Below are 18,054 nucleotides of genomic sequence, written 5' to 3'. Positions count from 1 at the left end.
TTTATTTTTATAGGATTTATATTTTCTATATATTATACTGCAAATTTAAAGCTGCATTAAGGGTCATGCAGCTAAATTAGAATCTGTTTTAACATTTTCTATAATATTGGTGTGCAAATTTCGCAATAATGCTTATTTATCATCTGCATAGCATAACGTTCAAGAATAGGTCTTCTGTAATCAAATTTATAATTTCTTTTTGATAACTCTGAAAATATCTCCGTCCATGCTTTTTTCACAGCATCTACTGTATGATTTATTTTAAATACGCAATATTTACCACCAATAGTTTTTCCAAATTTAATATACTTATTATCTACTTTAAATTCATCCGAAACAACTAAACATGTATCATAACGGCAATCTTTAGGTTCTGTGAATTGAGGGTTATCTTGGGCTATTCCTAATATGATTGAACTTTCATTAAATAAATTTTTTTCTCTAGCCCAACTTTTTAATTGTTCCATTATTTGAATGTTTTCTGAACCATAAGGACCCGTTCTTCGTATATAAGCAATTTTATATGATGGTATCATTTCAACATTAACATTCATAAATTTACCTTCCTTTTTAATAGATTACATCGATGTCTGAATCCATCATATAATGATTTAAAATGTATTTCAACTTATTTTTTAATTATGAAAATTTTATAGTGTAACAACCTCATAAATACTATAAATTTAGAATATATAAGGAATTAACGCCCATGATCTTTTTATATATTTCTCATATTCGTCACCAAATTCTATTATTAAAAATCTTTGTTCTCTATTTATTTTTATAATATAAGTAATTAGAATGATACAAAATCCTATAAAAGAAGTTAAACTTCCAAATGTAATAAAAGTTCCAAAAAATCCACATACCATTGCTGTATAAATAGGATTTCTTATATATTTATACGGTCCACTACAAACTAATCTTTGCCCCTCTACTTTTTGAATCGCTCCACTCCAATTTCTTCCTAATACTATTCTCGCCCATATTGCAAATAAAAGAGACAAGACTAAAATTGTAATTCCTATATATTGAGCATATCCATAATTAGGTATTATTCTATTCCATAAGAATGTATTTTTAAATTGAAAAAAGGTAATGACATAAGCAATTATTACTAATATTACATGTACTGATCTTTCTATTTTCATTTGACCACTTGATTCTTTTTTTACATTGGATCTAGTTTTTATCGCTGCTAATATCCAATAAATCCAAAATATACTCCAAATATAACTAACTATATTAATATTACTCATAAAATCCTCCCCATATTCTATTAGATTTAATCATCACTTCTAGTATAATTTTCTATAACTTCTGAAAATGTATCTTTTATTATTGAATTCATGTCATTTAAAAACCTTAATATAGCAACTTTCTCCTCATTATTATATTGAGCTATAATGTCTTTTTTCTTATTATATGATTTTTCATGAACTTTTTTATGAACCCTGGATACATCTAACCCCAATTCAGTTAAATCATAATATATTTCTTTATTATTTCCTTCTTTTTGATATTTCGAAACATAGCCTTCGTTTAATAGCTTTCTGCACATTTTAGTTATAGCACCTGTTGTCATTCCTAGTTCTTGTGCTAACTTAGTTATATTTGCATCTTCGATATATTCTATAGCCGCAATGCAATGAATTTGTGAAAAAGTAAGTTTATTTTTAATATTAGGAATAGTTACCTCATTATTCTCTTGCAATTTTTTTAGTAAAAATATGATCTCATCAACAATATCCATATTAATTTCCCCCCTCAATATTTCTTCCTTGGAAGTAATATTATAATATAATATTATTTCTTCCATGTCAATATTCTTTACATTAAATTTTATTTAATCTCCTAATGCTTATATAAATACTATAATTATTTGCTTTTTATATTCTGTATAATTGATATCCATATATAAATTTTTAAAGGATTTATTCTCAGATTTCTTAATTAAAACAAAATAAAAAGGAGATTCTCCTCCATATCAATCTGGGCTTGTTTCTCCTCCATTACTTAGTTATATTATTAAATTATCATTTATATTAAACTATACTAATTATACATCACTAACTATTCAAATTTAACCATACTATTATCTTATTTACATCATTAACATTAGAATGACCAGCTTATGAAATGTTACAAATGGCAGTCATCAGATAACTTTGAAATCCAACTCTCAGCATCTCGAATGTTATTAAATGTTCTAAAATCATTTCCTTTATTAGCTTCCATAATCATTTCTTTATACTATACAAATAATTCTTAATTTACAATATAAGAATCTTAGGAATAGTATAGTATTAGTGCCTTTTTATTTTAGTTTTGATCATTACATAATTTTCCCACATATACATAGCAATAATATAAATATAAGAGAATTCTCTTGGATAGTCAGACTTCTCCATTTGATATGTAATATTGAATTTTGATAAAAAATAGTTAGAACGTCTTAAATGCCAGGGAGAAGTTACTATCATTGCTGATGACCATTTTTTATCTTCCATTATCTTTATTGAATTTTGTATATTTTGATATGTGTTTCTTGATTTATCCTCTCTAATCAAACAACTATTGGGAATACCTAATGATTCTGCGAAATTAGCCATAATATCTGCTTCAATATATTTATTATAAACTCCTCCACCCGAACATATAATGTTATTAGCGTATCCCTTATTAAATAATTCAACTGCTTTTATAACTCTCTCTCTCATTATAGGGGAAGGTTTCCCGTCCTGTAATGCAGGAAATCCTAAAATAATTATCACATCATATCTATCCCTTTTCAATTTTGTTTCAGGAGACTTATAAAATAAAAGTGGATATAAATTGATTACTACAAGGACTATGATAATAAAAAACAAAACACTTATTGCCATATACTTTAATAAAATAATAAAAACATTAGCATCCATTTCCTTTTGTACTCCATTAATTGCGTATAATTTATAGTATTCTATAAAATTAATTATAATCCTCTTCTAAAATCTACCCTATAGTAATAATTATTTTAATTATATTTTGTATATGTACTCTCTTAACCCGCTTATATCAGCATTTTCCACAAAAAATCTAGGTCATTTGTGGTAAGGTTCACCTTTCATTATCTTAAATCCCCTGTATATCTGCTCCAAAAGCATTACCCTAAAGAGCTGATGTGGAAAAGTCATCTTGGAAAAACACAGCTTGTAATCAGCTCTTTGTAAAATTTCCCTGGAAATACCTAGAGAACCACCTATTATAAAAGCAATATTGCTCCTGCCCTGAAGTCCTAAATTTCCAATAAAATCAGAAAACTGCTCAGAAGTCATAGTATTTCCCTTTAGATCCATTGCCACTACATACATACTATCATTTATATACTTTGATATTCTTGCTCCTTCTTTTTCCCTTATAATATCTTCATCCTTTTTAGAAGCATTTTCTGGAGTCTTTTCATCCTGAACTTCCACTATATTGATTTTGCAATACCTAGACAGTCTTTTCGAATACTCCTCTACTGCATCTTTTAGGTACTTTTCTTTCAATTTTCCTACAGTAATTATTGTTAGATTCATACTTTTCTCCACTTCTAAATATTAACATGTATTATATCATAAAAATAGCACGAATTACTCGTGCTATTTCATCTTATAAATTGTAAAATTATTTTGCAAGTTCATATATTGCATGGGCATATATTTTAGCATTCATTACTAGATCCCCAATTTCAATATATTCATTAGCCTGATGATCAAGGTCTGGTTTTCCAGGGAATATTGGTCCAAATCCAATTATATTCGGAAGCTCCTTAGCATAAGTTCCTCCGCCTATTCCATAAGCTTTTCCCTCCTGGCCAGTCTCATCATTATAAACTTTAAGAAGAGTTTTAACTAACTCACTATCTTCTGCGAAATAAAGAGGTTCATCAGCTTCTACTCTTTCTATTTTGGCACCACACTCTGCAAATTTCTTAGAAAGGGTATCCATGATTTCTTCACCTTTCTTTGTAACAGGATATCTCATATCTAACCACAAATCAGCCGTCTCTTCATTGATTTCAGCAACCCCTACATTTAATGATAATTTTCCTGATGGTTTATCCTCACAGGCTATTCCAAGTGAAGTACCTTCTGTTTCAAATCCAACATATTTATTAAAGAAATTTATATAGTCTGCAAGAGGACAAGATCCTTTTGCAATAGTTCCTAAAAAGTCAAAAGTCTGCATTACAGCATTTTTACCCAATTCAGGCATACTTCCATGAGCTCCTACTCCAAATGTGTGTAAAACTACATCTCCATTTACAATTTCAGTTTTCATATTATATCCCTTTTTATCTGCAAATTCCTTTACTGCTTTAACCATATCTTCTGTATTTTTTATAGATATTACAGTTTCACATTTATCAGGAACCATGTTAGGTCTTATTCCACCTTTTAATGATTTAATTGCAATTCCACAATTGCAAGAAGTCAATTTTTTAGCAACATGAAATCTTCTTATACCCTTTTCAGCATTTATAAGTGGATACATGGCATCTGGTGTAAATCCAGATACTGGAGCCTTTTCTTTCTTATTATAAACATGCATTTCAGAGCTTCCCGTCTCTTCATTTGTTCCAAAAATAACCCTTACTTTTTTTGAAAGCGGCATTTTAAGATCCTTTATAGCCTTTAATCCAAAGAGTGCTGCCATTGTTGCTCCTTTATCATCCAATGTACCTCTGCCAAAAATCTTATCTTCATGTATTTCTGCTCCATAAGGTGGATAAATCCAATTATCTCCTTCTGGCACTACATCCATATGTCCCAGAACTGCTACATAATCTTCCCCTTCACCGTATTCTGCATATCCGTAATATCCTTCTTCTTCTTTATATGTATGAAATCCAAGTTCAGCTGCAATTTCAAGAGCCTTTTCAAGTGCTTTTGCTGGGCCTTCACCAAAAGGCATACCTGGCTTTTCTTCATCTAGAGTACTTTTAATTCTAACTACCTCTTGAGTTGCCTTAATCAACTCTTTTTTCATTTCATCAACTTTTTTGTTAAGTTCCATCTGTATTCCTCCTCGTATAATAAATTTATAGTCAGTTAAATGACTGCTATCTTTAATAACCCCCTTTATAGAGAGTAATCTAAATTTCTCAATTTCAATATTTTAAATATACAAATATTATATTATACTATTTATTTTTTTAACACAACCTATCTAATATGATTATTGTATACCGTTTTCCATCCTTTTTCAATACATGTGAATTATTTATTGGATGTTCTTATTTCAAGTGCCCAATTTTATTCAATTGTCGGGCAAAACTTTTATTTTTACAAGTTATTTAAATACACCAAATCATATAATGGCAAATTTCAATTAGAATCATCTCATAGGCTTTCTAACATAAAAATAAACTTATACTTCAAATATTTTTACAATAATGAAAAATTTAAAGAGTGCTATTGAAGTTTTGCTTCAATAGCACTCTGCACTAGATTTTCTTAAGTGTTAACGGGAAAAAATTCATCATAACTATTAATTCTTAACTCTTAATTTTCAATTATTAAAATTATCCTCTGAGAGATGTTTCTCCCATTAAATATTTATCAACATTCTTTGCCACTCTTCTACCATCATTTAGTGACCAAACTACAAGAGATTGTCCACGTCTCATATCTCCTGCTGCAAATACCCCTTCTTTTGCAGTCATATAATTCACATCCGTTACCACATTACCTCTAGCATCATATTCTACACCTAGGCTGTCAAGCAATCCTTCATGCTGAGGATGCAAAAATCCCATAGCTAAAAGTATCAAATCAACTGGTTGTTCAAATTCTGTACCTGGTACTTCTACCATTTGTCTCTTACCATTGTTATCTTCCCACTTAACCTTTACACCTTTAAGTGATTTCAATACACCTTTTTCTCCTACAAGCTTTTTGGTGTTTATACACCATTCACGTATACATCCCTCTTCATGGGAAGTAGTAGTTTTCAAAGTTTTTGGGAAAACAGGCCACGGCATTGTTTTATCACGATTTTCAGGTGGCTTTGGCATAACCTCATATTGATAAACCTTTTTAGCTCCCTGCCTTATAGAAGTACCAATACAATCGGAACCTGTATCTCCTCCACCGATAACAACGACTATCTTTCCTTTGGCATTTATCTCTTCTTCTGTAATTTTCTTACCAGAAACTCTTTTATTTTGCTGCCTTAGAAAATCTACTGCAAAATAAGTGCCTTTAAGTTCTCTTCCTTCCACTTTAAGGTCTCTTGGAATAGTAGAACCTCCTGTTAAAACAACAGCATCAAAATTACCTAAAAGTTCATTTACATCGTAATTTACTCCTACATTTATGTTTGTTTTAAATATTATTCCTTCTTCTTTCATAATATTTACTCTTCTGTCAACTACATGTTTTTCAAGTTTAAAATCAGGAATACCATATCTTAAAAGTCCACCAACTTCATCTGCTCTTTCAAAAACAGTAACAGTATGACCTACAGAATTGAGCTCTGCAGCAGTTGAAAGTCCAGATGGTCCTGAACCTACTATAGCTACCCTTTTTCCAGTTCTAACTTTTGGTGGATTAGGTTTTATCCATCCTTCTTCAAAAGCCTTTTCGATTATATTAAGTTCTAGCTGCCTTACAGAAACAGGTTCTCTATTTACTCCAAGTGTACAAGAGCCTTCACAGAGAGCAGGACATATTCTTCCTGTAAATTCAGGGAAAGTGTTAGTTAATGAAAGTCTTTCAAACGCCTTGTGCCATTCATTCTTATATACAAAATCATTCCAATCCGGAATTAGATTTTCAAGAGGACATCCCCAATTACAAAAAGGAGTTCCACAATTCATGCATCTTGCTGCCTGTACATTCAATTTATCCTTAGGAAGTTTATAGTATACTTCCTTATAATCTTTGATTCTTTCCTCTACCGGACGTTCTTTTGGATTTTCTCTTTTATATTCTTTAAAACCAGTTATTTTTCCCATAGTGATACCTCCTACATATTAGAAGCAGCAGCTGCTTCTAATTTGGTTTGTTCCAGTATAAGTTTATACGCAGTAGGTATTACCCTCTTAAACTTGGTTTTATATACATCCCATTTTTCAAGAATTTTTTTAGCTTTTGCACTATCTGTATATTTATAATGTTCCTGTATTAAACTATATACTGTATTTACATCATCCTCATCTGCCATTTGTGCAATTTCAACCATTTCCATGTTGCATTTTCTATCAAAAGAATCATCTTCATCAAGTACATAAGCTATACCGCCGCTCATACCAGCTGCAAAGTTTCTTCCTGTTTGTCCTATAATAACTACTCTTCCGCCAGTCATATATTCACAGCAGTGGTCTCCTACACCTTCAGCTACAGCTATAGCACCACTGTTTCTTACTGCAAATCTTTCTCCTACAGTACCATTTACAAATACCTTTCCTGATGTAGCTCCATATAAAATAGTATTACCTGCTATGATATTCTTTTCTGCAACAAAGGTTGCCTTCTCAGGAGTTTTTATAACTATTTTAGCACCAGAGAGACCTTTTCCAACATAATCATTGGCATCTCCTTCAAGAAGTAGAGTAAGTCCATTTATTCCAAAGGCTCCAAAACTCTGTCCTGCTGATCCCTTAAAATTTAACACTATAGTATCTTCTGGAAGTCCCTTGGCACCATATTTCTTTGCAATTGTTCCACTTAGCATTGTTCCCACAGAACGATTTACATTTTTTATCTCTAAATTTGCAGTAACTTTGATCTTATCCTGTACTGCCTTTTGTGTCATTTGGATGAGTTTATAATCTATTGCCTTATCAAGTCCATGATCCTGCGGTATTACACAGTAGGATTTGATTCTCTTTGGCATATATGGTTTATAAAGTATAGCAGACAAATCCAAACCTTTAGCTTTCCAATGAGTAATAGCCTTTTTTGTCTCAAGCATATCTACTCTTCCAACCATTTCATTCATTGTTTTAAAACCAAGTTTTGCCATATATTCTCTAACTTCCTGCGCGATAAAAGTAAGGAAATTTATTATATGCTCTGGTTTTCCTTTAAAATTCTTTCTTAATTCAGGATCCTGGGTAGCTATTCCCATATCACAAGTATTTAAATGACATTTTCTAAGCATAGTACATCCCATTACTACAAGAGCAGTAGTTGCAAAACCAAATTCTTCAGCTCCAAGAAGTGCTGCAATTGCAACATCTCTACCTGTCTTTAGCTGTCCATCTGTTTGAATTCTAACTCTGCTTCGCAGGTCATTTAACAGTAGTACTTGTTGTGTCTCAGACAATCCAAGTTCCCAAGGTATTCCTGCATTTTTTACAGATGACATAGGTGATGCCCCTGTACCTCCATCATGACCACTTATAAGTATTAAATCTGCATGAGCCTTTGCAACTCCAGCAGCAATTGTTCCTACTCCTACTTCAGACACAAGTTTTACACTTATAGCTGCACTAGGATTTACATTTTTTAAATCATATATTAATTGAGCTAAATCCTCTATTGAATATATATCATGGTGAGGTGGTGGTGAGATAAGGTCTATGCCTGGTGTTGAATACCTTATTTTAGCAATATACTTATTAACCTTCCTACCTGGAAGTTGTCCACCTTCTCCTGGTTTTGCACCTTGTGCTATCTTTATCTGAATTTCATCTGCATTTGCCAAATATTCTGTAGTTACACCAAAACGTGCTGATGCCACCTGTTTTATGGCACTTCTTCTGGAGTCACCATTTGGATCTAGTACATATCTATCAGGATCTTCTCCACCTTCTCCAGTATTACTCCTTCCACCTATTCTATTCATAGCTATAGCTATAGTTTCATGAGCTTCTTTGCTTATAGAACCAAAGGACATAGCTCCTGTACAGAATCTTTTAAGAATTTCACTTACTGGTTCAACTTCTTCTATAGGTATTTCATTTCCCTTTTTAAATTGAAACAAGCCTCTTATTGTACATAAATTTTTATCTTGTTCATTTATTACTTTAGCATACTGCTTATACATACCATAGTCATTAGTTCTTGCTGCAACTTGAAGTTTGTATATAGTTTCAGGATTAAAGAGATGAAACTCTCCTCCTTTTCTCCAGGAATAGTTACCACCTACATTGAGCTCAGAAATAGGTTTTCTTATTTTATTAAAAGCATTTTTATGTCTTGCAAGTACTTCCTTTGCAACTACATCAATACCTATACCGCCTATTCTAGATGACGTACCCTCAAAATATTTATTCACAAATTCTGAATCAAGACCTATTGCTTCAAATATTTGCGCACCATGATAACTTTGCAGCGTGGATATACCCATTTTAGAAAGTATTTTAAGTATTCCTTGATTTATAGCTTTAATATAATTTTTCTTTGCTTCTTCTGGTTTAATCCCAACTATATCCTTTTCCTTTATCATTTCATCTATAGTTTGATATACAAGATAAGGGTTAACTGCAGAAGCACCATAGCTTATTAAAAGTGCAAAATGTGTAGTTTCTCTTGCTTCTCCAGTCTCTACAATAATTGAAACCTTTGTACGTGTTTTTTCTCTAATTAAATGGTGCTGAACTGCTGAAACAGCAAGTAAACTTGGTATTGCAGCCTCATAAGAATCAACATTTTTATCACTTAAAACTAATATATTATATCCTTCTTTTATTCTCTTTGAAGCCCTCTCACAAATTTTTTCAAGAGCTTCCTTAAAACCTTCTACTCCCGTATCACATTTAAATGTAATAGGAATAGTAGTAGTTTTAAAATTTTTATCTCTCAAGCTTTTGATTTTTGATATTTCTTCATTAGTCAATGTAGGACTCTTTATCTCTATAAAAGGATCATTTGAGATTTCCCCATCTTTACCATTTAATATATTAGCCTGAGTAGAACCTATATAATTTGCAAGAGACATTACTAATCTTTCTCTTATAGAATCTATAGGTGGATTGGTTACCTGGGCAAAAAGTTGTTTGAAATACGCAAAAAGTAATTGATTTTTATTTGAAAGCACTGCAAGAGGGGTATCATTTCCCATAGACCCCACAGGCTCTTTACCATCCCTTGCCATAGGTCCTATTATTTTGCTCAAATCTTCAAGAGAGTAACCAAAAGCCTGTTGTTTTTCTTTTAATACTACAGGTGGTATTTCTTCTCTCGTCCTAACTGCATTAAACATATCAAGAGTAAATTTTAATTTAGGAAGCATTTCTTCATAAGGCTTACTCTTGCATATATCTCTTTTTAATTCTTCATCATCTATTATTCTTCCCTGGGCAGTATCAACCAAGAACATTTTGCCTGGTTTTAGTTTTCCCTTTTCCTCTATATCTTCATCTTTAAATTCTAACACTCCTGTTTCTGATGCAAGTACTACAAGACCATTTTTAGTTATCATATATCTTAAAGGCCTTAATCCATTTCTATCAAGGGTAGCACCAACTTGTACACCATCAGAAAATGCAACCGCAGCAGGTCCATCCCAAGGTTCTACAAGAGAACCGTGGTACTCATAAAAAGCCCTTTTGTATTCTTCCATATATTTATTTCCTTCCCACGCTTCTGGTATGAGAAGCATAAGTGCATGTGGTAGGGATTTTCCATCTTCATATAATAGCTCCAATACATTATCAAGAGATGCAGAGTCACTTCCACCTTCACTTATTATTGGGAAGAGCTTCTTAATATCCTTTCCGAAAGCCTCAGATTTCAGTACACCTTCACGTGATCTCATCCAGTTTCTATTTCCTCTTATAGTATTTATCTCACCATTATGTCCAAGAAACCTAAAAGGTTGTGCTAAATCCCAAGTTGGGAAAGTATTTGTGCTGTATCTTTGATGTACTAGTGCAATGGCACTTTTAAAGTTTATATCATTTAAATCAATATAAAATTTCTTTATTTGATCTGCCAATAATAATCCTTTATAAACTATAGTTTTACTTGAAAGGCTGCATACATAAAAAGACTTTGCTGCACTTTCAAGAGTTTTTTTAACTTCATTTTCAACTTTTTTTCTGATTATATAAAGTTTTCTTTCAAAATCAGTTTGATTTTGTGCATTTTTACCTATAAATATCTGTCTTATAATAGGTTCAGTACCCTTAGCTGTTTCACCAATACTTCTATTATCTGTAGGTACATCTCTCCAGCCTAAAATTTTCTGTCCTTCTTCTTCTGCTGCCCTTTCGAGTATTCCCTCACACTGCAGCCTTATTGCAGTTTCTTTTGGAAAAAACACCATACCTACAGCATATTCACCTGGTTCAGGTAATTCTATTCCTAAATTGTCACAATTTATTCTAAAAAATTCATCTGGAATTTGGACAAGTATACCTGCACCATCTCCTGTTTTAGTATCAGCTCCTACTGCTCCTCTGTGAGTTAAGTTAACTAAAATTTTAACACCTTTTTTTACAATATCATGAGTTTTTTCACCTTTTATACTGGCTATAAATCCTACCCCACAAGAATCCTTTTCATAATCAGGATCATATAATCCTTGTTTTGAAGGGAATCCTAAATTATATTTCATGTTTTCAGCCCCCGTCTAAATTTTTTTGAATAAAAATGCATTTCCCTGACCCCCAGAAATGCATTTTAAAATTTCCTTGAATTATAGTTATTTAATTATCAAACTTGATATATTGCTGTAAAATACTAATCATGTTATAAGTTATTAGCATTTTAATAAGACTAATTTTATCATATTTTATTTTGTAATGCAAGTTTTTTAAAAAAATATTTCAATTTTCTATTTATACTATCTTATTTTACTTTTCTCAATATAAAGCCTGGTATTAATTTTCGTACTGTACCAGGCAGCAATTCCATATCCCTTTTTCTTATGCCGCCAATTAGTGCCATAGTAAAAACATATGTAATTATTCCTACTAAAACAGATACTATTGTAGAAATAGCATTTGGGATATACGCAATCTTTATAAATCCAAATATAAAATCCATGGCAAACGAAGAAGCGAATACAACTATTCCCATCATTACAGAAGCAATTGCTGGTTTAACAGCATGTCTTATAAGACTAACTTTTGCATTTAAAGATTTCCTAATAATTATATGGTTTAATATTATAGGTATGACAAATCCCACTATACTTCCTACTATTGCCCCTAATATATTTATATTAGGGATTGCAATAAGAACATAATTTATACATATTTTGACTACTATACCTATTACAGAATAAAATGTAGCAGTAAACAGCTTTCCAACACTTTGCAAAATGGTTGTTTGTATTTGCATTATTGACATAAGTACAAGCACTATAGAACCACATTCCATAATATAATATGCTTTTCCAAACTTTAAAAGCTCGTATATATGGCCACTTAAAACAGAAAATCCAACTGCACAAGGTATCGCAATTAAGAAACAAAGTCTGAAAGAGTAGTTTATCTTATCTTTTACCCTTTTTCTATCCTTAACTGCAAAAGCTGCTGATATTGCTGGAAGTATTGCTGCGGAAAGCGAAGATATTATAGCAATAGGAACATTCAAAAGCTGCTGATATTTGTTTAAATATCCATAAAGTATAGTAGCATTGGTATCACTTATTCCTCCAACCATAAGCCTTGTTTTAGTATTGGTTAAATCCACTATACTTCCAGCATAGGTCATTCCTACACATAAAGTTATAGGAACTCCATATTTTATAATTTTTTTCACAAGCTGTGATGTGGTGAGTCTTGTCCTACTTACTTCCACATAATTTTGAGGAAGCTTTATTTTTTTATTTTTTTCATAACAGTATATCAAAAATGTAGCAGAAGCGAGAGCTCCAAAAGAAGTTCCAATAGGTCCTCCAGTACAACCTACTTCTACTCCATATCTCATTAAATAGGCTGCAAATACAAGTGCAAATATGGTATTTACTATTTGTTCTATAACCTGTGATACTGCTGTAGGTGTCATGTTTGCCCTTCCTTGAAAATATCCCCTATAGGCAGAAGCAATGGAAGTGAAAAATATAGCTGGTGCCAAAGTTAAAAGCGATAAATACGCCTTGTTATATTTTGTTATACTAGCTAAAGGCCCTGAAAATATAATTAGAAAAGATGCCATTACTATTCCCAAAATGACCAGAATAAATCTAGCTATTTTAAATCCCCTTACTGCATCTCTATAATTACCTACTGCATTCAATTCAGATATAAGCTTTGATATAGCTACAGGTATACCTGCATTCGTAAGTACGAAAACAAAGGCATATACCTGATAAGATGCACCATACAATCCATAACCCTCTTCACCTATTATTTTCATCATAAGTGGTATATATATAACAGATAATATTTTTACGGCCATCCCTGCCATAGAAAGTATGGCAAAACCTTTAGTTGTTGACTGCTCTTTCATAATTTAAAACTCCCTATCAAAAACTATTAATATCCTAAAATATTAGAATTTATTAAATATATCCTTTTTTATCTTCTTTAATATAGGTGGAAGTCCCTCTGTTATGGTCTTGTTTTCCATATAATTAAGTTCTTCAGGACAGCTCCTAAAGTTTAACTTATATGCATATAAGTATTGATAATCCAAACCATATTTATTATAGAAAAAACTATTTATATTTGAAACACCATATTTACTGTCTCCTACTATTGCATTTCCTAAATATGCTAGGTGAGCCCTCAACTGATGACTTCTACCCGTAATTAGCTCAAGTTGTATCAGTGAATATATGCCGCAGGTGTTAACATTTTTTACTCTCATAGATATCTTTTTTGAATCTTTTTCCGGTGTATTGCTTACACTGGATTTGTTATTTGTTCTATCTTTTTTTATGTAACCTTCATAAACTCCATCTTTTATTTTTCCAATTACAAGAGCTATATAATACTTCTTTATGCTTCTTTCCCTTATCATCTCATTCAATAACTTCAATGATTCATAATTTTTTCCATAAATAACTATACCAGAAGTATTCCTGTCTAATCTATTACAAGGTGATGGAGTAAAAGTAACCTCTTCTTCTGGATTAAACTCTCCCCTATCATACAAATGTGAAAGTACATAATCAGTTAAAGTAGCATCCTTGGAATTTTTATCTGAATGCACCAAAACCCCAGGCCATTTTTCTACCAAAAGCATATTTTTGTCTTCATAAATTATCTTTAAGAAAGCGTTGTCTATTCTTTCAAATTTAGATTTCGTTTCCTTAGAAGTTATGTATTCTGCATTTACTATATCTCCTTCCAAAAGGAAATATTTTTCTTTAGCCTTTTTTCCATTTACTTTAATATCACCTTTTCTTATAGCTCTATATATACCACTAAGTGGCACATCCCGAAGCCATTTTCTTGAAAATTTATCTAATCTTTGACCAGCTTCGTTCTTTCCTATCTCCAATTTCATATCAATCTCTCCTAAGTCTTAAAATTAACAACTCTCTTATATATCTGCAATTAGTAATTTAAAATTTCTATATTGCAAAGTTTTTAAAAAGTTTAAAGTTCTTTGCTATTTATCAAATTGTATTATTTACAATTTAATCTGGACAACACCTAATTATATACTACTATTATTAACTAAATCAATAAATAGAAATATAATTTTTAACTTAGGTATTTGAAAGAAAATACCTTACATACTTATACTTGTTTTTCTACATAAAAAATATACTTAAAGTTTATACCCATTACAATAAAAACTCTAAGTACATTTAAATACTGTACTATCTTAAAAAATCATAAGCTGCCTTGCACTGTATGGCAACTCCGATAGGAAGACAATCTTCATCTACGTCAAATAAATTTCCATGGGCAGGATGTATTATTTGTTTTTCTTCATTTCTGCATCCTAAATAATAAAAGGCAGAAGGTCTTTCCATAGAAAAATAAGCAAAACTTTCTACGCCCATGCTTGGCTTCTCAAGTATCTTTACTTTATCTTTACCTATAACATCATATGCTGCATTTAAAATATCCTGTGCTGCCCTATTGTCATTATAAAGGCAAGGATAACTCTCCTGTATGTCTATTTCACATTTTCCCCTAAAAGAATTAACTACTCCATTTGTTATTTCACAAAGCCTTTTCTTTACGTATTCCCTATGCTCTGTCTTCATAGTTCTTATAATACCTGATATTGTGACTTCATCTGGTATTATATTTTGGGCCGTACCTCCATGAATTGATCCTATAGTTATTACTCCTGCATCTGTAGGAGGAAGTTCCCTACTTACAATTTCCTGAAGTGCTATTACTACATGGCTTGCTATTACAACGGGATCAATTCCCATATGAGGTCTTGCTCCATGAGATCCAACTCCTTTAATTTTTATGTCAAAAGGATTAGAAGCCGCATTCACTACTCCAAGTTTAAGTCCTATATTCCCCACTTCTATATTTTCCTCTACATGGAGTCCTATTACTCTATCAACCTTTGGATCTTCAAGTACTCCATCTTCTATCATCAACTTAGCTCCACCTGTAGTTTCTTCTGCAGGTTCAAAAAACAATTTTACATTTCCCCTTAATTCATCTTTTATAGAGTTTAGGATTTTAGCAGCTCCAAGAAGTATAGTTGTGTGTGCGTCATGGCCACAGGCATGCATTTTTCCCTTAACCTCTGAAGAATAGTCACAAACTTTTTTATCTTCTAAAGGAAGTGCATCCATATCAGCTCTTATTCCTATAGTTTTAGTACCTTTTCCTCTTATTATTGCACATATTCCTGTACGGGCCGTGTCCTTATGCTCTATGCCCCATTTATTTAAAAATTGTTTTACTTTGCCAGAAGTTCTTTCTAAATCATATCCAAGTTCTGGATGCCTATGAAAATCCCTTCTCGTTTCAATCAATTCTTGTTTCATAGATTCTGCCATTTTCAAAAAGTTTCTCTGCATATTTGTTCCTCCAATATTAGTATCAATACTTATTCCCACCCTAATTCTATTATGTCTCCTTCAGACAACTTATCATAATAACCTGCATTGTTTCCATTTAAATGCAAATACAGCTTTCCTTTAATTTTTGTTAGATCAAATTCTATGTGATTAAATATGTCCACAAATATATAATCCTTTTTCCCCGTAAGTACTACAGTTTTTCCATTTGCAACTACAGTTATTTCATTTGTATCCTTACTTTTTTCATCCAAAGTAGATTTGTGTAATTCATCCTCTTTATCTTTTCTTATATCTTCTTCCTTTGGCGCCGTTTCCAAAGCCACTTCTTCTGAACTTAAATTTTCCTGTCTTTCTTCTTTAGAATTCTTTTCTTTTCCATCTTCTACTTTAGTTATTCTATAAATTCTGTCCCCTTCATTTATAATATATTTTTTGTCTAATTTGTTTCCATCTAAATAATATACAAATTCCTCTCCACTGTCAGTCGAAAAATATTTTTCATAGTCAGAAATGGTTTCTGGTAAGATTATATTTACATTATCTCCTTCATTTATGGTACTATCCAATTTTACTCTATTTCCATTTATATATGCTGCAGGTTCTAAATTTTCTATTAAATCATTTATAAAAAAGCTCACAGAATAGGATTTTTGTATGTAGTCTATTACTTTAGGTACAGCATTTTTTCCATTAATTGCATACTTTATTTCTATGTCGTCTCCCTCTTTAATTTCCTCATCCATGCTTTTTTCAATTCCATTTACAGTTATTTTGGTATTGGAAGCTAAAGTACCAAAAGCTACTCTTTTTATACCATTTACTGTAAATCTTATATTTTTACCGTTTTTGCCTATTAATGATTTAGGATTTATTCCTGCTTGCAGCATTACATCCATTACAGTATGTCCATGAGAATTAAAAAGACTTATTACATTTCCATTTAACATTACATCAATAAATCCATGTCCTAGTCTTCTTATGGAAATAAGTGCAATACCTAAAACAGTAACCCCTGTACTTCCAAGAGAATTGTCAAGACATACACAATCCGTAACCGCTTCTCTTCCCTTTATGGCAATTCTTTGGAGAGGCATGTTCAACTTTTTAGCTAAGAATTCCTTCAGTTCCGGAGTATGAGCTCCTCCACCCACAAGAAAAATTGCATTAGGCGGTTTATCTCCATTTAACTCAACTATTTTATTTCCAATTTCATCTGCTATCTTATTAACAACAGGATTTATGAGCTTTATAACTTCTTCAGAGGATATTTTACTTTCTATGCCTAAAACATCTGTATACTTTATAGTTTCATTTTCATTACACTGTTTTTTTATCTTTTCTGCAGTGTTAAAATCGACTAAATAATTTTGTGCTATAACTTCGGTAACTTCATCCCCTGCCTGGGATACCATACCATAAGCACTTATAGTATCCTTACTACTTATTGCTATATCCGAAGTTCCTGCTCCTACATCAACTAGTGCTAAATTTAAGAGCCTTAGATTTTGTGGGACTGCAGCTTCCATAGCTGCAATAGGCTCTAAAGTCAAGCTTACTACCTGAAGGCCTACTTTTTCCATAACAGAATACAAACTGTCTACTACAGACCTTGGAAGAAAGGTTGCTATAGCTTCTACCGATATATTTTCTCCTTTATGTGCCAATAGATTACTTATAAGATAACCATTTAGATAATAGCTTTTCACACTATACCCTACACAATACAATCTTCCCTTTGTATTTTTAGTTACCTGCTTTTCCGCAGACTTCACCGCAGTTAACTCAAGACTCCTTATGGTATCCCTATCTATTTCCTTATCATAATCAATGTTCATATCCTCTTTTACAGATACAGTTCTTAAAAATCTTCCTGCTGCTGCTATTGCTGCATTTTCCAATTTCATGTTTAGGTCTTCTTCTATTTTTTTCTTTATAGCATTTACTGCATTTGCCACAAGACCTACATCATGTATCTGCCCATCAATCATTGCTCTTTCCTCATGCTCCACGCAATGTTCTGATACTATATTAAATTTTTTATCCTTCACTATTCCAGCAGTACCTATTACGGTTCTTGTACCTATATCTAGTGCAAATATTACATCCTGCGGATTAAAGTTAGTAATCTCCATAATATTTACCTCTTTTTCTGTAATCTAAAGGCCCATATTCCCAAAATAT

General features: G+C 31.7%; 12 protein-coding genes. All 12 read right to left on the bottom strand.

The window, feature by feature from the left end; genetic code table 11:
- Nucleotides 1-98 precede the first annotated feature (98 nt).
- Nucleotides 99-554: an AraC family transcriptional regulator gene (locus CLJU_RS08565; protein ID WP_013238404.1), complete on the bottom strand. Its 456-nt coding sequence runs from the start codon at nt 552-554 to the stop codon at nt 99-101.
- Nucleotides 555-683: 129 nt separating this feature from the next.
- Nucleotides 684-1,259 carry a methyltransferase family protein gene (locus CLJU_RS08560; RefSeq protein ID WP_013238403.1) on the bottom strand — a complete coding sequence of 192 codons (576 nt, stop codon included), beginning with the start codon at nt 1,257-1,259 and terminating at the stop codon, nt 684-686.
- A gap of 26 nt (nt 1,260-1,285) precedes the next feature.
- Nucleotides 1,286-1,819: a MarR family transcriptional regulator gene (locus CLJU_RS08555; RefSeq protein WP_242825703.1), complete on the bottom strand. Its 534-nt coding sequence runs from the start codon at nt 1,817-1,819 to the stop codon at nt 1,286-1,288.
- A gap of 487 nt (nt 1,820-2,306) precedes the next feature.
- On the bottom strand, nt 2,307-2,921 hold the full coding sequence (locus CLJU_RS08550; protein ID WP_013238401.1) for a YdcF family protein: 615 nt from the start codon (nt 2,919-2,921) through the stop codon (nt 2,307-2,309).
- 162 nt (nt 2,922-3,083) lie between these two features.
- Entirely contained in the window at nt 3,084-3,563 is a 480-nt protein-coding gene (gene rlmH / locus CLJU_RS08545; protein WP_013238400.1) for a 23S rRNA (pseudouridine(1915)-N(3))-methyltransferase RlmH, read from the bottom strand.
- Nucleotides 3,564-3,651: 88 nt separating this feature from the next.
- On the bottom strand, nt 3,652-5,043 hold the full coding sequence (gene pepV / locus CLJU_RS08540; protein ID WP_013238399.1) for a dipeptidase PepV: 1,392 nt from the start codon (nt 5,041-5,043) through the stop codon (nt 3,652-3,654).
- A 508-nt stretch (nt 5,044-5,551) separates the two neighbouring features.
- Nucleotides 5,552-6,985, bottom strand: a complete 1,434-nt coding sequence (locus CLJU_RS08535; RefSeq protein WP_013238398.1) for a glutamate synthase subunit beta — start codon at nt 6,983-6,985, stop codon at nt 5,552-5,554.
- An 11-nt stretch (nt 6,986-6,996) separates the two neighbouring features.
- Nucleotides 6,997-11,535, bottom strand: a complete 4,539-nt coding sequence (gene gltB / locus CLJU_RS08530) for a glutamate synthase large subunit (RefSeq protein ID WP_013238397.1) — start codon at nt 11,533-11,535, stop codon at nt 6,997-6,999.
- Between the two features lie 233 nt (nt 11,536-11,768).
- Complete coding sequence (locus CLJU_RS08525; RefSeq protein ID WP_013238396.1) at nt 11,769-13,376, bottom strand: putative polysaccharide biosynthesis protein; 1,608 nt, start codon at nt 13,374-13,376, stop codon at nt 11,769-11,771.
- Between the two features lie 42 nt (nt 13,377-13,418).
- A complete protein-coding gene (locus tag CLJU_RS08520) occupies nt 13,419-14,378 on the bottom strand; it encodes an RluA family pseudouridine synthase (RefSeq protein WP_013238395.1) in 960 nt (319 codons plus the stop codon).
- Nucleotides 14,379-14,697: 319 nt separating this feature from the next.
- Entirely contained in the window at nt 14,698-15,870 is a 1,173-nt protein-coding gene (locus CLJU_RS08515) for a M20 metallopeptidase family protein (protein WP_013238394.1), read from the bottom strand.
- A 29-nt stretch (nt 15,871-15,899) separates the two neighbouring features.
- On the bottom strand, nt 15,900-18,005 hold the full coding sequence (locus CLJU_RS08510) for a cell division protein FtsA (RefSeq protein ID WP_013238393.1): 2,106 nt from the start codon (nt 18,003-18,005) through the stop codon (nt 15,900-15,902).
- Nucleotides 18,006-18,054 lie beyond the last annotated feature (49 nt).

The sequence above is a fragment of the Clostridium ljungdahlii DSM 13528 genome (assembly GCF_000143685.1).
GTDB classification, from domain to species: Bacteria; Bacillota; Clostridia; order Clostridiales; family Clostridiaceae; genus Clostridium_B; species Clostridium_B ljungdahlii.
This window is presented reverse-complemented; position numbering and strand designations above follow the sequence as displayed.